This is a genomic window from Parvibaculum sp. (assembly GCF_049651025.1).
In the GTDB taxonomy this organism is placed as follows: domain Bacteria; phylum Pseudomonadota; class Alphaproteobacteria; order Parvibaculales; family Parvibaculaceae; genus Parvibaculum.
This window is the reverse complement of record NZ_JBASBH010000088.1, coordinates 1-16,926: the sequence shown is the minus strand read 5'-3', so window position 1 is coordinate 16,926 and position 16,926 is coordinate 1. Positions and strand designations below refer to the sequence as shown.

The 16,926-nt window shown below is 60.8% G+C and carries 18 protein-coding genes and 2 tRNA genes; 9 read left to right on the top strand and 11 right to left on the bottom strand.

Features of this window, described 5'->3' with window-relative positions; all coding sequences use genetic code 11:
* Window positions 1-35: 35 nt before the first annotated feature.
* From WA943_RS11855 to WA943_RS11835, 5 genes are all read right to left on the bottom strand, one after another.
* Window positions 36-323: a GIY-YIG nuclease family protein gene (locus WA943_RS11855; RefSeq protein ID WP_424470086.1), complete on the bottom strand. Its 288-nt coding sequence runs from the start codon at window positions 321-323 to the stop codon at window positions 36-38.
* Window positions 324-450: 127 nt separating this feature from the next.
* Entirely contained in the window at window positions 451-1,194 is a 744-nt protein-coding gene (locus WA943_RS11850) for an amino acid ABC transporter ATP-binding protein (protein ID WP_424470085.1), read from the bottom strand.
* Window positions 1,195-1,197: 3 nt separating this feature from the next.
* Window positions 1,198-2,259 carry an amino acid ABC transporter permease gene (locus WA943_RS11845; protein WP_424470084.1) on the bottom strand — a complete coding sequence of 354 codons (1,062 nt, stop codon included), beginning with the start codon at window positions 2,257-2,259 and terminating at the stop codon, window positions 1,198-1,200.
* 1 nt (window position 2,260) lies between these two features.
* On the bottom strand, window positions 2,261-3,418 hold the full coding sequence (locus tag WA943_RS11840; protein WP_424470083.1) for an amino acid ABC transporter permease: 1,158 nt from the start codon (window positions 3,416-3,418) through the stop codon (window positions 2,261-2,263).
* Window positions 3,419-3,465: 47 nt separating this feature from the next.
* Entirely contained in the window at window positions 3,466-4,494 is a 1,029-nt protein-coding gene (locus WA943_RS11835; protein ID WP_424470087.1) for an amino acid ABC transporter substrate-binding protein, read from the bottom strand.
* Between the two features lie 246 nt (window positions 4,495-4,740).
* On the opposite strand from WA943_RS11835, the gene metC reads away from it, so the two are divergent.
* The 4 genes from metC to WA943_RS11815 are packed head-to-tail and all read left to right on the top strand — an operon-like array spanning window position 4,741 to window position 7,968.
* Window positions 4,741-5,904, top strand: a complete 1,164-nt coding sequence (gene metC, locus WA943_RS11830; RefSeq protein WP_424470082.1) for a cystathionine beta-lyase — start codon at window positions 4,741-4,743, stop codon at window positions 5,902-5,904.
* Complete coding sequence (gene modB, locus WA943_RS11825) at window positions 5,901-6,623, top strand: molybdate ABC transporter permease subunit (protein WP_424470081.1); 723 nt, start codon at window positions 5,901-5,903, stop codon at window positions 6,621-6,623. Before metC ends, modB begins: the two co-directional genes overlap by 4 nt.
* Complete coding sequence (modC, locus tag WA943_RS11820; protein ID WP_424470080.1) at window positions 6,620-7,726, top strand: molybdenum ABC transporter ATP-binding protein; 1,107 nt, start codon at window positions 6,620-6,622, stop codon at window positions 7,724-7,726. The genes modB and modC overlap by 4 nt, the downstream gene beginning before the upstream one ends.
* A 17-nt stretch (window positions 7,727-7,743) precedes the next feature.
* On the top strand, window positions 7,744-7,968 hold the full coding sequence (locus WA943_RS11815) for an acetyl-CoA carboxylase biotin carboxyl carrier protein subunit (protein WP_424470079.1): 225 nt from the start codon (window positions 7,744-7,746) through the stop codon (window positions 7,966-7,968).
* A 4-nt stretch (window positions 7,969-7,972) separates the two neighbouring features.
* Here the strand turns inward: WA943_RS11815 and WA943_RS11810 are convergent, their stop codons facing one another.
* Window positions 7,973-9,280, bottom strand: a complete 1,308-nt coding sequence (locus tag WA943_RS11810; protein ID WP_424470078.1) for a D-arabinono-1,4-lactone oxidase — start codon at window positions 9,278-9,280, stop codon at window positions 7,973-7,975.
* Between the two features lie 120 nt (window positions 9,281-9,400).
* The gene (locus WA943_RS11805) at window positions 9,401-10,114 is read right to left on the bottom strand and encodes a tetratricopeptide repeat protein (RefSeq protein ID WP_424470077.1); all 714 of its coding nucleotides are present in this window, start codon (window positions 10,112-10,114) and stop codon (window positions 9,401-9,403) included.
* A 275-nt stretch (window positions 10,115-10,389) separates the two neighbouring features.
* Here WA943_RS11805 and WA943_RS11800 point away from each other — a divergent pair, with 275 nt between their 5' ends.
* Complete coding sequence (locus WA943_RS11800; protein WP_424470076.1) at window positions 10,390-10,554, top strand: Flp family type IVb pilin; 165 nt, start codon at window positions 10,390-10,392, stop codon at window positions 10,552-10,554.
* A gap of 83 nt (window positions 10,555-10,637) precedes the next feature.
* On the opposite strand, the gene WA943_RS11795 is transcribed toward WA943_RS11800, so the two are convergent.
* Window positions 10,638-10,714, bottom strand: a tRNA-Arg gene (locus WA943_RS11795).
* 22 nt (window positions 10,715-10,736) lie between these two features.
* On the bottom strand, window positions 10,737-11,045 hold the full coding sequence (locus WA943_RS11790) for an ETC complex I subunit (protein WP_424470075.1): 309 nt from the start codon (window positions 11,043-11,045) through the stop codon (window positions 10,737-10,739).
* A gap of 221 nt (window positions 11,046-11,266) precedes the next feature.
* Between WA943_RS11790 and WA943_RS11785 the strand changes: the two genes are divergently transcribed.
* Window positions 11,267-11,479, top strand: coding sequence for a hypothetical protein (locus tag WA943_RS11785; RefSeq protein ID WP_424470074.1), 213 nt, complete (start codon window positions 11,267-11,269; stop codon window positions 11,477-11,479).
* A gap of 47 nt (window positions 11,480-11,526) precedes the next feature.
* Here WA943_RS11785 and WA943_RS11780 read toward each other — a convergent pair whose 3' ends face one another.
* Complete coding sequence (locus tag WA943_RS11780) at window positions 11,527-12,846, bottom strand: AAA-associated domain-containing protein (protein WP_424470073.1); 1,320 nt, start codon at window positions 12,844-12,846, stop codon at window positions 11,527-11,529.
* A 13-nt stretch (window positions 12,847-12,859) separates the two neighbouring features.
* The gene (locus WA943_RS11775) at window positions 12,860-14,602 is read right to left on the bottom strand and encodes an ABC transporter permease (protein WP_424470072.1); all 1,743 of its coding nucleotides are present in this window, start codon (window positions 14,600-14,602) and stop codon (window positions 12,860-12,862) included.
* Window positions 14,603-14,871: 269 nt separating this feature from the next.
* On the opposite strand from WA943_RS11775, the gene WA943_RS11770 reads away from it, so the two are divergent.
* The 3 genes from WA943_RS11770 to WA943_RS11760 all read left to right on the top strand — a co-directional run.
* Window positions 14,872-14,948: transfer RNA gene (locus WA943_RS11770), tRNA-Pro, on the top strand.
* Between the two features lie 333 nt (window positions 14,949-15,281).
* Complete coding sequence (locus WA943_RS11765; protein ID WP_424470071.1) at window positions 15,282-16,145, top strand: hypothetical protein; 864 nt, start codon at window positions 15,282-15,284, stop codon at window positions 16,143-16,145.
* 166 nt (window positions 16,146-16,311) lie between these two features.
* Window positions 16,312-16,926 (top strand): FkbM family methyltransferase (locus tag WA943_RS11760; RefSeq protein ID WP_424470070.1); only part of this gene is annotated, 615 nt, incomplete at its 3' end.

Genomic DNA, 16,926 nt, shown 5'->3' with positions numbered 1-16,926 from the left:
GGCTTGACCCGCGCATCCACGTCTTTCCCTCGCTCTCAAATCAAACTCTCATAAAGATCATCCCAATCGGGATTGATCGAATGGATGAGCTTCACTTTCCACTCGCGCCGCCAATGCTTCATGTTCTTCTCGCGCTGAATGGCGGCGCCAATATCGTCATGCCGCTCCGCATAGACGAGCCGCGTCAGGCCATATCGTTTCGTAAAGCCTTCGACGGTGCCTTCGCGATGCTGGTAAGCACGCGCCACAATGTCCGACGTCACGCCGACGTAGAGCGTCCCGTTCGGCTTGTCCGTCATGATGTAAACCCAGCCGCCCTTCATTCAGCACCGCAGCAAAGACGTGGATGCGCGGGTCAAGCCCGCGCATGACGATCTTGGGGAAACTCGGAAAACAAAAAGCCCGTCATGGCCGGACTTGACCCGGCCATCCACGTCTTCCTTCCACCCGTCACAAAATCTGCGCGAGAAATGCCTTCGTTCGCTCACTCTTCGGTGCACTGAAAAACACCTCCGGCGGCGCTTCCTCCACGATCTCACCCTGATCCATGAACACGACGCGATTGGCGACCTGCCGTGCGAAGCCCATTTCATGCGTGACGCAAATCATCGTCATGCCGTCATGGGCGAGCTCGACCATGACGTCGAGGACTTCCTTGATCATCTCGGGGTCGAGCGCCGAGGTAGGCTCGTCGAACAGCATCACCTTCGGCGTCATGCAGAGCGCGCGGGCAATTGCCACGCGTTGCTGCTGGCCGCCTGATAGCTGGCCGGGAAACTTGTGCGCCTGCTCGGGAATTTTCACGCGCTCGAGAAACTTCATCGCCAGCGCGTCCGCTTCCGCCTTGGGCATCTTGCGCACCCAGATCGGCGAGAGCGTGCAATTATCAAGCACCGTCATATGCGGAAAGAGATTGAACTGCTGAAACACCATGCCGACTTCGCGGCGCACCGCGTCGATGCGTTTCAGGTCGTCGGTAAGCTCAACGCCATCGACCTCGATGCGCCCCTTGTTATGCGCTTCGAGGCGATTGATGCAGCGGATCAGCGTCGACTTCCCCGAACCGGAAGGCCCGGCGATAACGATGCGTTCGCCCTCGCGCACCGTCAGGTTGATGTCCTTCAGCACATGGAAATCATCGAACCATTTATGCACATGCTCGATGGAGATCATGGGTTTTGCTTCAACTGACATGCGCTAGTTCCTGTGACCTGTATTGAGCCGCCGCTCCATGAACACCGAGTAGCGCGACATGCCGAAGCAGAAAACCCAAAAGACGAGCGCGGCAAAGACATAGCCGGTCGTCGCGCCTTGCGGGACCGCCCAGTGCGGATCGCTCAATTGCGCACGCACCTGACCGAGCAGATCGAATATGCCGACGATCAGCACCAGCGTCGTGTCCTTGAACAATCCGATGAAGGTGTTGACGATGCCGGGGATCACATGGCGCAACGCCTGCGGCAGAATGATGAAACCCATCGTCTGCCAATAGCTCAGGCCGACAGCCTGCGCCGCTTCATATTGCCCGCGTGGAATTGCCTGCAGCCCGCCGCGCACCACCTCGGCCATATAGGCGGACGAAAAAAGTGCGACGCCGATGAGGCAGCGCAGCAGATTATCGAAGCTGATGCCCTCCGGCAGGAAGAGCGGCAGCATGACGCTCGCCATGAAGAGAACCGTGACGAGCGGCACCGCGCGCCAGAACTCGATGAAGGCGACGGAGAAAACGCGGATCACCGGCATCTCGGAGCGCCGTCCCAGCGCCAGCAGAATGCCGATCGGGAACGACGCGACAATGCCCGTCACCGCGACAACCAGTGTCACGAGAAGCCCGCCCCAGCGATCCGTGTCAACGCGCGGCAGGCCCGGGCGGTCGCCGATCAGCAACACGAAAGCGACAAGCGGATAGACGATCAGCAGATAGATGACGTTCCAGCGCTTTGCCGGGATCGCCGGAATAAGCAGCGGCGCAAGTCCGGCGGCGCCGAGCGCAAAGGCGAGATTGACGCGCCAGATTTCCGCTTCCGGATAGCGGCCGTAAATGAACTGGCCGATATTCGCCGAGACGAAAGGCCAGCACGCGCCCTTGCCTTCCCCGAGGCATACCTCGCGACTGTCGCCTGTCCATACGGCGCTGAGAATTGCCCAGTCGAAGAGCGGCGGCACGCTGATCGCGATCAGATAGAGCGCGAAGACAGTCAGCAGGCTGTTCCACCAATTCGAGAAGAGATTGCGCCGCGCCCATGTGATCGCTGTCATCTCAACGCTCCACGATCGCGATGCGTGCATTGTAAATGTTCATCGCCAGCGACGTCGCAAGGCTGATGACGAGATAGACACCCATGGTAATCGCGATCACCTCGATCGCCTGCCCCGTCTGGTTCAGCACCGTTCCGGCAAACACCGAAACGAGATCGGGATAGGCGATGGCGACCGCAAGCGACGAGTTCTTGGTCAGGTTCAATATCTGGCTCGTCAGCGGCGGCACGATCACGCGCAATGCCTGCGGGATGACGACGAGGCGCAGCGTCTGCCCTGTGCTGAGGCCAAGCGCATGCGCCGCTTCAGATTGCCCCCGGCTCACCGACTGGATGCCCGAGCGCACGATTTCGGCAATGAAGGCCGCCGTATAAACGGCAAGCCCGAATGTCAGCGCGACGAATTCGGGCAGCAGCCGCCAGCCGCCCACAGAGTCGAAATTGCCGAGCGTTGGCGGTTCGAGATGAAAGGGCGCGCCGACGATGAGCGATACCAGCAGCGGCAATCCGATGATGAGGCCGAGCGCGGCGCGACCGGCCGGGAATATCTGCCCGCTCGCCAATTGTCGCTTATGCGCCCATCGCCGGATGGCGACAGCACCGATGATGGCGACGGCAAGCGCGATGACAAAGGCGAGCGACGACGATGTCCACTCGACGCGCGGCATCACGACACCGCGATTGTTGAGAAAGACGCCCGGCAGCAGCGTCAGGCTCTCGCGCGGTCCGGGCAGCGGCCGCAGGATCGCGAAGTACCAGAAGAAGAGCTGCAGAAGCAGCGGAATGTTTCGCAGCGTTTCGACATAGACGGCGGCGAATTTTGCCACGAGCCAGTTGCGCGACAGGCGCGCAACGCCGATCACAAATCCGAGAGCCACAGCGAATACCGTGCCGACAACCGCCACCAGCAAGGTATTGAACAGCCCGACGAAAAACACCCGCCCATAGCTCGCTTCCTCCGTATAGGGGATCAGCGTCTGGACGATGCCAAAGCCCGCCGTGTGCTGGAGAAAGCCGAAGCCCGAGGCGATGTTCTGGCGTTCGAGATTGGCGCGCGCGGTCGAGGTGAAAAACCACACCACGAACACGACGCCAAGGATCAGCCCCGCCTGATAGACCAGCGCGCGCGTTCGCGGATTGGCCCACGACCAGGCACTCATGGCTTGCGGTTTCGGCGCTCGCTCGCCCACGCCCTCTCCTTCCCGTCTCAGCGGATCGGCGGGGCGTACATCAGCCCGCCATTCTTCCAGAGCGCATTCAGCCCGCGCGGAATGTGGAGCGGCGTCTTGGGGCCGACATTGCGGTCATAGATGTCGCCGTAATTGCCGACCGCCTTGATGGCGCTTGCCGCCCAGTCGCTTTGCAGGCCCAGGGCCTCGCCATAGGCGCCTTCCGAGCCGAGCAGGCGCTTCACCTCGGGGCTCGGGCTTGCCTTCATCTGGTCCACATTCGCCTGCGTCACGCCCAGATCCTCGGCATTGATCAGTGCAAAGAGCGTCCAGCGCACAATGTCTTCCCATTGCGCATCGCCCTGACGGATGGCGGGTCCGAGCGGTTCCTTGGAAATGACTTCCGGCAGAACGAGATGGTCGTCGGGGTTCTTGAGGATCAGCTTCTGCGCATAAAGCCCCGACGCATCGGTCGTATAGGCATCGCAGCGTTTCTCGTCATAGGCGCTCAGCGCCTCTTCGTTCTTCTCATAAGCCAGAACCTTGTATCTCATGTTCTGGCCGCGAAAATAATCGGCCATGTTGAGTTCGGTCGTGGTGCCGGTCTGCGTGCAGATCGTGGCATCATTGAGCTGCGCGGCGCTGGTGATGCCCGACGCCTTCTTCACGATGAAGCCCTGCCCGTCATAATAGATGACGCCGGCGAAATCGAAGCCGAGCGAGGTGTCGCGCGACATGGTCCAGCTCGTATTGCGCGACAGAAGATCGATCTCGCCGGACTGGAGCGCGGTGAAGCGGTCCTTGGCGTTCAGCGGCCGGTATTTGACCTTCGACGCATCGCCGAAAACAGCCGCCGCCACCGCCTTGCAGAAATCGACGTCGATGCCGCTCCACTCGCCCTTGTCGTTGGGGTTAGAAAAGCCCGGCAGGCCCTGGCTCACGCCGCATTGCAGATAACCCCGTTTGCGCACGGTCTGCAGCGTCGCGCCGGACGGCGCGGAAGGCGTCACAGCCTTGGTGCTTTCCGCCTGCCTCGTCGTATCCCGCGCAGGGCCGGGGCCCGGCATGAAAAAGTAGAGCGCAGCGGCGCCGATCACGATGCCCACCAGAAAGGCGACGAGGCGGTTATTCATTTAAAGTCCTTTGGCCGTTTCCCCGGCCCGCCCTTTGCCAGAATGGGCCTTCCGAGTGTTATGCTTGGGAGGCACAAGGCCCCGCGACTTCATCACCCCGCTTGAACGAGACGCGCTATTCTTACCCGAACCGGACCGCAGGGCCAAGGCGAGCGGTTCCATAAAGACCTGTGAGCAGAGATGAAGCAGAAACTCGATACGCTGATCGTCACGACAGGACGCGATCCGGAGGCCAATTTCGGCGTCGTCAACCCACCCGTCTATCACGCCTCGACGATCCTTTATCCAACCGTCAAATCGCTCAAGGATCGCTCGCAGCTCCTCAGCTATGGGCGGCGCGGTACACCGACGACTTTCGCGCTACAGGAGGCCGTTGCGGCGCTCGAGGGCGGCTACAAGGCCGTGCTGACCCCGTCCGGCCTCTCGGCGGTGACGACGGCGCTGCTTGCCCATCTGAAAACCGGCGACCATCTCTTGATGGTCGACAGCGTCTATGGCCCCTCGCGCCATTTCTGCGACACGATTCTGAAGCGCCACGGCATCGAGGTTCAATATTACGATCCGCGCATCGGCGCGGGCATAGCCGGGCTGATGAAGCCGAACACGACCGTCGTTTTCACCGAATCGCCCGGCTCCGTCACCTTCGAGGTTCAGGACGTTCCGGCCATCGCGAAAGCCGCTCATGCAGGCGGCGCATTGGTCATGCTCGACAATACCTGGGCATCGCCGGTCTTCTTCAAGCCCTTCGAGCACGGCGTCGACGTCTCGATCCAGGCGATCACCAAATATCTCTGCGGCCACTCCGATGTGATGATGGGCGCGATCACCACAACCGAGAAAGCATGGGGCGCAACGCTGGCGGGCCATGGCGCGCTCGGTCAATGCACGGCGCCCGACGACATGTATCTCGCGTTGCGCGGCATCCGCACGCTCTCCGTCCGCCTCGAACGCCATATGAAGACGGGCATCGCGCTCGCCCGCTGGCTGGAGGCGCGGCCCGAGGTTGCGCGTGTCATTCACCCCGCCCTCGAAAGCCACCCCGATCACGCGATATGGAAACGCGACTTCCTCGGCGCGAGCGGCTTGTTCAGCATCGTGCTCAAGCCCTGCAGCGACAAGGCGCTTGCCGCCATGCTGGACCATCTCGAATTCTACGGCATGGGCTATTCCTGGGGCGGCTATGAGAGCCTCATCGTTCCGCAGGAATTGAAAGGCAACCGCACAGCCACCTTGGCAGAGGTCGAAGGGCCGCTGCTGCGCATTCACGCGGGGCTTGAAGATCTCGGCGATCTCATCGCCGATCTCGATGCGGGCTTTGCGCGGCTCGCAGCCGCCGAGCGATGATCGATACGAGTTCATTCTTCAGCGCCGGGCTCAGCGCCGGTGAAGCGGAAGCGCTCTGGCTTTCGCTGAAAACGGGCGTCGTCGGCACGGCCTTCTCCCTTCCCTTCGGCATTGCCATCGCCTGGGCGCTCGCGCGCGGGCGCTTTCGCGGCAAGCTCGTCCTCGACGGGCTCGTCCACATGCCGCTCATTCTGCCGCCCGTGGTCACGGGCTATCTGTTGCTGCTTCTCTTCGGACATAGCGGCCCTCTCGGCCATTGGCTCGAAAGCTGGTTCGGCTTCACCCTCGCCTTCAACTGGAAGGGCGCGGCGCTTGCCTCTGCCATCATGGGTTTCCCGCTTCTCGTCCGCGCCATCCGGCTTTCCTTCGAGGCCGTCGATCCGAAGTTCGAGGCCGCCGCGCGCACGCTGGGCGCCGGCCGTGCCGATGTCTTCATCAGCATCACCCTGCCCCTGATCGCGCCGGGCATCATTGCCGGAACGCTGCTCGGCTTTGCGCGCGCGCTTGGCGAGTTCGGCGCGACCATCACCTTCGTCGCCAATATTCCGGGCGAAACGCAAACCCTTCCCATCGCGCTCTACAGCGCCCTGCAAGCGCCCGAGGGCGAAATCCACGCGCTGCGCTTCATGGTCCTCTCCATCCTGCTCGCCATCGGCGCGCTGGTCGCGTCTGAATATTTCGCCCGCGCGATGCAGCGGCGCATCAGGGGCGCGTCATGAGCACATTGCATGTCGCCATTGCCCGCCGCGTCGATGCCTTCGCCCTTGATGTCGCCTTCGAGGCAGGCAACGGCGTCACAGGCATCATCGGCCCGTCAGGTTCCGGCAAGAGCATGACGCTTCAGACCATCGCGGGATTGGCTACTCCGGACAGGGGCCGCATCGCGCTCGACGGCGAAGCCTTTACCGATACGGCGCGCGGCATCGCACTAGCGCCGGAGCAGCGACGCATCGGCTATGTGTTTCAGGACCCCTGCCTCTTTCCACATATGAGCGTCGCGCAAAATCTCGATTACGGATCGAAACGCCGTTCGGACGCTGGCACAGTATCGCGCGACGAGGTGATCGACCTCCTCGGCCTTGAGCCGCTGCTCGACCGTCATCCCCATCGCCTCTCCGGCGGCGAGGCGCAACGCGTCGCCATCGGGCGGGCGCTGCTTTCCGCGCCCCGCCTCATCCTCATGGACGAGCCGCTATCGAGCCTCGACATTCGCCGCCGCCGCGAGATCATGCCCTTCATCGAAGCGCTGCATCGCCGCCTCGATCTGCCGATCCTTTACGTGAGCCACAATATCGACGAGATCGTCCGCCTCGCCGACCGCGTCGTCGTGCTCCATGATGGCAAAGTCGCCGCTTCGGGCGACGTTGCGGAAGTGCTGAACCGGCGCGATGTGCAGCGCCTCATCCTCGGCGAACAGGATGACGATGCATCGACCATCATCGAGGCGCGCATCACCCGCCACGATGCCGCCTATGGCTTGAGCGAGCTTGGTTTCGGCGACACGCTGCTCACATTGACACGGATCGACCTGCCGTCCGGCTCGGCGGTTCGCCTGCGCATCCATGCCCGCGATGTCGCCATCGCCACGGAGCGCCCGCAAGGCATCAGCATACAGAATATCATCGAGGCAAGCGTCGCAGAGCTGCGACCTGCCGGTCCGGCGCAAACGGATGTCGTTCTTTCTATCGGAAAGACACAGGCCCTCACGGCGCGCATAACGAACCGCGCCGTGGAACAGCTCGGCCTCGTGCCGGGGCGAAAAGTCTGGGCGCTCGTCAAATCGGTCGCGCTGGCAAGCGGCGCAGACATGCCGGAATTTTGAATGCAGGGAGAATTGAAGTGGCTGGCATTGAGGTAAAGAGCGAGATCGCAGGCAAGGTCTGGAAGATCGAGGCAAAGCCCGGCGACAGGCTCGCTGAGGATGAGGCCATCCTCATTCTGGAATCGATGAAGATGGAAATTCCGATCGCCGCGACCATGTCATGCCGCGTCGTCGAAATTCGCGTCGCCGAGGAAGATTCGGTCGCGGAAGGTCAGGTCGTCGCCATCATCGAGAAGGCCTGACGCCTCACGCCTCTCCGAAGATGCGCTTCAGATGAGCATTGAGCAGCTTGCCGCCCGGATCGAGGCGACGGCGCACGGCCTGAAAATCATCCCAGCGCGGGTAAAGCTTCGAAAGCTCCGCCGCGCCCAGCGTATGCAACTTGCCCCAGTGAGGCCGTCCCTCATAGCGACGGAAAATCGCTTCAGCGCCGGCAAACAGCGCCGCGTAAGGCTGACGATGATATTGATGCACCGAAATCGTGACGCTGTCCCGCTGGTAAAAGGGGCTCAGCCAGATATCGTCGGCGGCGACATAGCGATATTCGAGCGGGAAAAGAAAATTGACGCCGCTGTCGCGCATATAGGCGGCCACTTCGCGTATGCAGTCCGGCCCGCGCTCCGCCGGGATCGCATATTCCATTTCGTTGAAGCGCACATTGCGGTCGCTCGGAAATGCCTCATGCGACCAGCGCACACGGCCGGGCTCCGTCAGCGTCGATGAATAGCGGCCGCTCGATGATGTCAGATATTTCTGCATCGGCCCGCGCAGGAAGGGCACGTAGCGAGACGCCTCGCAGGCCGCGCGGAATATCTTGTCGTCGCGCGTCTCCTCGCCATCGGCGCGTCTGCGGCGCGGCTTCGGTTCCTTGTCCGTCTCGGTCAAAAATTTGACGATGGCGTCATCTGCAAACGGAAACCACCAGAATTCAAAATGCCGGTTCGCATCGCGCAAGGCTTCGGCTGCCGTCAGCACATCGCTCACGGCCATGCGTCCGCCCGTTTCTTCCAGCGCATAGGCGCGGCGGCAGCGCATCGTGATTTCGCTCATGATGCCGAGGCTGCCGAACGAGACGCGGCCCGCATCGAACACATCGGGGTTTTCGGCGCGGCTCGCGATGACGACATCGCCATCTGCCGTGACGAGGCGGAAAGCCTCGACCGATGCCGAGAGCGAGCCGAGTTCGCCACCCGTCCCATGCGTCCCTGTGCCGACTGCGCCCGCCAGCGCCTGCCGGTCTATATCGCCCTGATTGATCAGGCCAAGACCCCGGTCGAAAAGCATGGGCCCCAGATCGCGCAGTGTCGTCCCCGCCTTGATCCGCGCGGTCAATGCCGTGGCGTCGTGATCGACAACACCCGACATATGCCGCAGCGTGACGATTGTGCCGCTGCTGTCGACCAGAGGCGTGAACGAATGGCCGCTGCCCGCGGCCCGAACCGGCCCTTCGGCCAGGCGTAGCGCGGCGGCGAGTTCTTCTTCCGTCGCAGGCTCAAGCATCGTCTTGGGCCAGGACTTCACCCATCCGGACCAGTTCGACCAGACGTATGCCATCGGACACTCCCGCTTTCTCTGCAAAGCCTGACTATAAGGCGCGACGCAGGATTTGAAACAGCAAGAGCCCCGGCTGCGACACCGGGGCTCTGTAAAAATCCTGCACGGGCTGAAATGCCCTTAGCGGGTGACGGACATTTTGGTAGTGACCACCGGCTTGAAGTCCCGCGCCATTACGGTCGCCTGGCGAATATCTTCCGGCTTCATCGTACCGGAGAGCTTTTCCAGCTCCTTCGCCGCAAACTGGGGAAAGCCGTTCTGCACAGCAAGCAGAAAATACATATAGGCCTTCTTGTCGTCCTTCGCGCCGCCCTCGCCAGACTCATACATGGTGGCCACATTATATTGCGCCTCAGCCATGCCCTGCTTGGCCGCCGCCTCATACCATTGCGCAGCCTTCACCGGATCGCGCGTCACGCCCCAGCCCTTGTCATACATGCTGCCGAGATCCATCTGGGCGCGCGCGTCGCCGCCATTCGCGCCGATCTCATAATATTTCAATGCCGTCGGCACATCGCGCTGAACGACCTTCGCGTCGAAATACTCTTCCCCAAGACGAAAGGCTGCACCGGCGTCCTTTTCCTGCTCGACCGCCTTTTTCCATTCGGCAAGCGCTTCGGGATAAAAGCCGCGCCTGTAGAGGTCCTGCCCGGTCGCTTCGCTCGGCGCGGCGGCAGGGCCGGCGGCAGTGGCGGTGGCAGTGGCGGTGGCGGCATGGCCGGATGTCATCCAGAACACCGCCCCGATGACAAGCACCAGCCCGGCGACAAGATGTTTCCATCCGCTCACCCGGTCGGCGGCTATCGACTCAGCGCGGAACGCAGCGTGATTCATAGTTAATTCTCCATCCCCAACCCGTTCGGGCACCGCCTTTGCGGCGGCCATTATCATGGCCCTACTATGCACAAAAGTGAACCATCGGGAGAATTTGAGCTGCCAATATGGCAAATTTCGGGGGAGACCGGAGGTTGCGTCAAATTGCGTGTAGTTGTTTAGGGGTTCTTTAGATTTTCGCTTCTAGGCTGGCCATCGGAGCGCAGCTGAGCACAAGACGTCCCCTCAAATGGCTCTGCAGTCGATCACCCGAGGTGTTAGTAAGGAAACTCAACATGCGTCACTTCCTCAAATCTTTCGCAAGCAACGAGAGCGGCGCGACCGCAATCGAATATGGCCTCATCGCGGCTGGCATCGCTGTTGCCATCGCCACGGTCGTCCTGACCGTCGGCAGCAACCTGACCGCGAAGTTCAATACGATCAGCACGGCGCTGCAGTAAGAATCGATCGTACCGTTGGCGGGCCTGCACGCGGAATGCGCGGCACGGCCCGCCCACGGCATATATTTTTAGCTGGCTATGAATGGCGATCCCGGCAGGATTCGAACCTGCGACCGACGGATTAGAAATCCGTTGCTCTATCCAGCTGAGCTACGGGATCACACGGGCGGCCTGCGCGGCGATCAATGCGTCCATTGGTCGAGGCGGTCGGCCTTGAAATTATCAGCATAAGCCTTGAGCAACCGACGCACGGGTTTGGTCTCGACGACCTGATACTCGATGCCGCGTCTCTCCGCATAGGCGACTGCGGCCTCCTTGCTCTCAAACTGGAGCTGCACCTGTGCATTGGTGTCGGGGGAGCTTGTCCAGCCCATCAGCGGCTCGATCTCGCGCGCGACAGCGGGCTCAAATTCCAGAACCCACATCTTCGTCCTGGCCTGACCCGATTGCATTGCATTCTTAGAGGGCTTGTAGATTCGTGCGCGCGCCATATTTCTTGCTCCAGGACTGTCCCCAGATTCTGGAGAACGTCGCAAATTCATATTCTTATCGCCCTAAATCAGCCGGATTTGCAAGCGACAACGGCCGTGTCGAAACGTCCCCGGCCCCGTGCTTTTAACGGCTCGAAACTTCATCGAACCTTCGCGCTGAGGTCGCGATCCCGACACCCACTGGACTTATGACCCGTTTGTATCCTGAGCGAGGAGGCCCGATGACCAATTATCTCGATTTCGTCTCTGCGACCCGGTTGCTCGCAACTCACGGCTTCAACCGGCTGGACATCGAATGTGTGCTCGACCTTACCGGGCCCCACATGAAAAACGGTCATGCGCTTTGGCCTGCAGAGCAGATTGAACGCCTCGCCGCCCGTGCCTATTGGCTCGGCGACCACGAAATAGACTCCGACACCTCAGTCGCCGCCTGAACAGACGAGAGGTCCGGGCGGGAGCGCTCCCGTTCGGACCTCCGTCCTCAGCTCGGATTGTCGAGGCTCAGCATCGCCTGGTTCTCATCATAGGCGAAGACCTCGGCAAAACGGCCCCAATTGATGACACTGCGGAGTGTCTGTTCCGCACGCTCTTCCGACATCGCGTCCTCAAGCTCTTCGGCAAAGCGTGCATAAGGCGCGCGATGCGCCGGGCGCTCGTCCAGCACGCGGCGTATATGCGCCGCCAACGGCACATTGGCGAGCAGCCGCTCGGCGAATAGCTGTTTGCGGATATTCGGGTCTTCCACCGCAAAGCGCCGCCCCGCTTCCGTCAGACGTATGTCGCCGCCTTCAAGATCGGCAAAGCGCAGCAGGCTCAGCGTCTCGCCGATGCTGAAGAGTTGATCCATTCCAATATGCATGTCGTCGGCGAGTTCCGGCAGGTCGGCGCGGCCATTATAGGGCGGCCCGGCAATCGCCTCGATGAGACCGGCCATGGAGTTCGTCGAAACGCGCGGCAAGGCCTTGGTGATGCCCTCCTCCGCAATTGTCGGCACGCCTGGAGCGGGTGCAGCTATCGTCGCGGGCATGGTCATGCGCTCGTAGATCTTATCCACAAGGCGACGGAACTTTGCGTCGAGACGATTGCGCGGCCGGGGAATATCGACCGGAATTTCAGCCACCACGCGCCCCGGATTGGACGAGAAAACGAGAATGCGGTCGCACATCAGCACCGCCTCCTCGATGTTGTGCGTAACGAGAAGTATCGATTTGATCGGCATCAGCTTCTCCGACCAGAGGTCGAGAAGATCGGTGCGCAATGTTTCGGCGGTCAGCACATCGAGCGCCGAAAACGGTTCGTCGAGCAGCAGCAGATCGGGATGCACTACAAGCGCGCGCGCAAAGCCGACGCGCTGCCGCATGCCGCCGGAAATCTCCTTGGGGTATGCGGATTCAAATCCATCCATGCCCACGAGATCGATGGCTTCCAGCGCCCGCTTGCGCGCCTCTTCCTCGGGTATCTGCAACGCGTCGAGACCGAGGCGCACATTCTGCAGCACGGTCAGCCAGGGAAAGAGCGCAAAAGTCTGAAACACCATGGCGATGCCCGCCGCAGGCCCATCGATCGGCTTGCCGCGAAACAGCGTCTCGCCCGCGCTCGGCTCCACCAGTCCCGCCATGATACGCAGCAATGTCGATTTACCCGACCCGGAGCGCCCGAGCAGGCCCACGATCTCGCCTTCCTTGAGCGTCAGATCGACATTATCGAGAACCGTCAGTTCGCCGCCTGAAGGTCGCGGAAACGCTTTGCGTATCTGGCGTACTTCCAGCACGTTTCTCGTCAACTGCGTCACGATTGCCATGGGGCGCACTCCCTCAATTCATACGCAGGCGGCGTTCTGCAAAGGCATTGAGCGGACGCCAGAACAGCCGGTTAAAGAACGTAACGAAAACCGCCATCACCATCACGCCGAGAATGATGCGCGGATAGTCGCCCGCCATCGTCGCCTTGGCGATATAGGAACCGAGGCCCTGCGCTTCGAGCCGCGTCTGCCCCCAGATCACAAGCTCGGCCACGATGCTCGCATTCCACGAGCCGCCCGTCGCCGTCAGGCCGCCGGTCACGAAATAGGGAAAAATGCCCGGCAGCATCACCTTGAACCACCAATGCCGCCCGCCGACCCTGAAATTCGCCGCCGCATCGCGCAGGTCGTTCGGGAATGCGCTCGCGCCCGCGATCACGTTGAAGAGAATGTACCATTGCGTGCCGAGGATCATCAGCGGGCTCAGCCAGATGTTCGGATTGAGGTCGAAATGGAGAATGCCGACAACCGCCGCCGGGAAAAGCAGGTTCGCCGGAAAGGCCGCCATGATCTGCACGACAAGCTGCATGCGCATCGCCCAGCGCGGACGCAACCCGATCCAGACGCCGATGGGCACCCAGACGATACTGGCCAGCACCACGAGCACGATCACGCGCGTAAGCGTCATCAGGCCGAGCCAAAAGGCTTCGCCAATCTCGGCCAGACCGATATGGCCATGCAACTCGCTGTAAAGCGCCTTCAGTCCGAGCAGCGCCACGAAGGTCCATGCACTCCACCACATCAAAGCCCAGAACCGGCCGAACCAGCGCGCGCGCAGCGGCGAGGCAGTGCCCTGCCATTGCGGCAATGTCATCGGCCTGCTCGCCAGCGCGCCGACGCCTCTCGCCAAAGGCTTCAAGCCGAGTTGCACGAGGCGCGCGCGGTTCAGCACGCGCAACAGCCAGACGCCCGGCATGGGCTGGCCCGCGACCTCTTCGGAGCGAAACTTCTGCGCCCAGGCGACAAGCGGCCGGAACAGAAGCTGGTCGTAAGCCAGAATGACAATGAGCATGGCGCCGACCGCATAGCCGACAGCGGCCAGATCGCGCTGCTCGATTGCCAGCGCGACATAGGAGCCGATGCCCGGCAGCGTGATCGTCGTATGGCCGACCGAGATCGCCTCCGATGCGACGATGAAGAACCAGCTCCCCGACATCGACATCATCATGTTCCAGATGAGCGCGGGCATGGCGAAAGGCACTTCGAGCCGCCAGAACCGCTGCCACGCCGAAAGCCTGAACGCGCGCGAGGCCTCATCGAGATCGAGCGGCACCGTCCGTAGCGACTGATAAAAGCTGAAGGCCATGTTCCAGGCCTGCGCGGTGAAGATCGCAAAGATCGCCGCGCATTCGGCGCCAAGCACGCTGCCGGGAAACAGCGCCATGAAGCCGACAACCGTGAACGACAAAAAGCCGAGTACCGGCACGGATTGCAGCACGTCGAGAATGGGGATCAGCACCGCTTCGGCGCGGCGGCTCTTGGCGGCGGCGGTCGCATAGGTGAATGTGAAGAGCAGCGACGCGCCAAGCGCGGCGAACATTCGCAGCGTCGTGCGCAGCGCATATTCCGGCAGATCGGTCGGCGACAAGGAAATCTGCGCCGCCGACACGCTGGCAATCGGCCCGCCCATCTGGCGCACGCCATAGACGATGAGTGCCAGCACGCCCGCGACAAGACACAGCGCCACCCCGTCCCATGGCGAGGGCGCAAAGCGGCCGCGACGGGCAACCGAAATGGTCGGTATGTGGAAAGCCATCTTCACCCCGCGCGGGCCCGCAAGAGCCGCCTCACGCGAGGGAGACACAAAGGCTTTCCCGAAAAAGCCCCGTCTCCGGCGCGTCAGATCAGCCCCTCAGGCCCAACCCTATACCGTCGCCGTCCATCATTTCCTCTTGAATAGCGCCGGGACGCGACCGCCCCGCCGTTGCCAGCCGTATATGCCCGTCCGCAAAGCCGGTCAATTGCGGCAAGACGTATCGGCTTCGGGTTGCGGCCACAGGGGACCCGGTGTATTGGGTGGGTCGTCGGGGCGTAGCGCAGCCTGGTAGCGCATCTGCTTTGGGAGCAGAGGGTCGGGAGTTCGAATCTCTCCGCCCCGACCAGAAACCCTCCACCCTCATGGGCTTTCACCAGCGTTGCTTCGGGCGATGCGAAACATCAACGCAATCATCGCACAGCTTTCCGAGCTCCCATTCGTTCAGGAGGTCGAAAACCCATTGGGCTGAACCAATAACGGGATAGCTGGAAGGCTCTGGTTCAGGAAACACGTTTCGCCTACGGTGCGTTTTCTAGCAGCCACGGTTCGGCCAAGACCATGACGACGCAGCGCGCTCATGATTGATATGATGAAGATGGCATCTGGTTCGGCCATTTTACTAGAATTAGCATTCTAAACGCCGTCCCACTCGGCATGAGGTCGTGACATGGAAAATGTAATGTTGAAAGCCGCCAACACCCACAGCCAAAGTGGTGAGGATGGCGTACTTGCCGCAATATTCGACACTCTGGGCATTGAGTGCGGCACATTCTGCGAGTTTGGCGCTTGGGATGGAAAGCACTTGAGCAACTGCTTTGCCCTCTATGAAAAAGGCTGGGGCGGCTGGTACATTGAGGGCGACCGAAAGCGCTTCACTGACTTAAAGCGCAACATTGCTGAGCCGCGTGCTGAGCCAATCTCAGCCTTTGTGCGCGCCACCGGCGAAAGCAGTCTCGATAATCTCCTAAGCCAAAGCACCCTCTTTCAGAAGGGCACGCGCCATCTCGACCTGCTATCGATTGACATCGATTCCGATGATCTTGCGGTTTGGCGCGGTGTGAAATTATTTCGCCCGAAGGTCGTCGTCATCGAGTTCAATCCGACTATCCCAACCGACGTTTATTTTGAGAATACACCGGGAGAGAATGAGGGGAATTCGCCTAGGTCGATTTACGAATTTGCGCGTTCCGTGGATTACGATCTGATCGCTGTCGTTGGGGCGAACCTGATTTTTATTGACCGCACCTTGGCAGCGCCGTTCACTGTGCTCGATTTGGGCGATCCCGCATTTGCAACTGGGCCGCGGTATTTCTTCGGCATGAACGGCACATTGTTTGTCTCTGAACCTGGCAAGAGCGCTAAAGCTCGCGCGCCCGAAATTCTCAAAGTGCCGTGGGTTGGAGGCGTATTTCCGCAACCAGTTGACCGCCCATTTCGGAAATTCGATCCGGGTGCGAAGACCCGGATAACATTGCGGATTTTATCATACCTGAAGATGGCGCTCACAAACCCCGCCGTTGTTCTCAAACGCGCATTGCGCTAGTTCCAGCACTACTACCATTGGAGCAGCGTCAATACATTTCCGTATCTAGAAAATCCGGCAGTATTTACGTGAACGCTTTTTATATTAATCTCTATGCTGACAAATTTGACTACCCGGCGCTACAAAATATGCTTGGGTTAAGCTAAACACTAGTTGGGGCGCTAAAATGTCGAAACTATCACGATCGATCCAGAAGAGGTTCCTCAAGTTGCGGGGTAAGGGGCCGGGCTGGTTCCTAAGGGGTCTGAAAGGCGTCATTCATGTTGGCGCCAATACAGGTCAGGAACGTCATCAATACGCGGAACACGCCCTTGACGTGCTTTGGGTCGAGCCGATTGAATCCGTATTCGCAGAGCTTGTTGCTAATATCGCACCCCTCCCGCGCCAAACGGCGGTGCGCGCTCTGCTCACCGACAAGAGTGGTGAGAAGATTACCCTCAATATCGCAAACAATAACGGGGCATCCTCATCTATCCTGCAGCTCAAGCAGCACAAGGACATCTGGCCCCATATCCACTATGTTGAAAAAGTTGAGATGGTAGGCGAGACGCTCCCCGACCTCCTCGCACGTAGCGGCCATTCTGTTCATAACTACGATGGGATCATTCTCGATACTCAGGGCAGTGAACTGATGATCCTGCGCGGCGCGGCCTCGCTTCTCTCGCGTTTTCGCGTGATTCAGGCAGAAGTTGCGGATTTTGAGTCGTATGAAGGATGCTGTACCGTCTCGGAAATGGACACCTTCTTGCGCGATGCGGGTTTTTTTGAGGCCCATCGCGTC

Bases quoted from the DNA above. Each gene is read 5' to 3' on its own strand.
- WA943_RS11855 (WP_424470086.1), bottom strand. From the start codon at position 323: ATGAAGGGCGGCTGGGTTTACATCATGACGGACAAGCCGAACGGGACG.
- WA943_RS11850 (WP_424470085.1), bottom strand. From the start codon at position 1,194: ATGTCAGTTGAAGCAAAACCCATGATCTCCATCGAGCATGTGCATAAA.
- WA943_RS11845 (WP_424470084.1), bottom strand. From the start codon at position 2,259: ATGACAGCGATCACATGGGCGCGGCGCAATCTCTTCTCGAATTGGTGG.
- WA943_RS11840 (WP_424470083.1), bottom strand. From the start codon at position 3,418: ATGAGTGCCTGGTCGTGGGCCAATCCGCGAACGCGCGCGCTGGTCTAT.
- WA943_RS11835 (WP_424470087.1), bottom strand. From the start codon at position 4,494: ATGCCGGGCCCCGGCCCTGCGCGGGATACGACGAGGCAGGCGGAAAGC.
- metC (WP_424470082.1), top strand. From the start codon at position 4,741: ATGAAGCAGAAACTCGATACGCTGATCGTCACGACAGGACGCGATCCG.
- modB (WP_424470081.1), top strand. From the start codon at position 5,901: ATGATCGATACGAGTTCATTCTTCAGCGCCGGGCTCAGCGCCGGTGAA.
- modC (WP_424470080.1), top strand. From the start codon at position 6,620: ATGAGCACATTGCATGTCGCCATTGCCCGCCGCGTCGATGCCTTCGCC.
- WA943_RS11810 (WP_424470078.1), bottom strand. From the start codon at position 9,280: ATGGCATACGTCTGGTCGAACTGGTCCGGATGGGTGAAGTCCTGGCCC.
- WA943_RS11805 (WP_424470077.1), bottom strand. From the start codon at position 10,114: ATGAATCACGCTGCGTTCCGCGCTGAGTCGATAGCCGCCGACCGGGTG.
- WA943_RS11800 (WP_424470076.1), top strand. From the start codon at position 10,390: ATGCGTCACTTCCTCAAATCTTTCGCAAGCAACGAGAGCGGCGCGACC.
- WA943_RS11790 (WP_424470075.1), bottom strand. From the start codon at position 11,045: ATGGCGCGCGCACGAATCTACAAGCCCTCTAAGAATGCAATGCAATCG.
- WA943_RS11785 (WP_424470074.1), top strand. From the start codon at position 11,267: ATGACCAATTATCTCGATTTCGTCTCTGCGACCCGGTTGCTCGCAACT.
- WA943_RS11780 (WP_424470073.1), bottom strand. From the start codon at position 12,846: ATGGCAATCGTGACGCAGTTGACGAGAAACGTGCTGGAAGTACGCCAG.
- WA943_RS11775 (WP_424470072.1), bottom strand. From the start codon at position 14,602: ATGGCTTTCCACATACCGACCATTTCGGTTGCCCGTCGCGGCCGCTTT.
- WA943_RS11765 (WP_424470071.1), top strand. From the start codon at position 15,282: ATGTTGAAAGCCGCCAACACCCACAGCCAAAGTGGTGAGGATGGCGTA.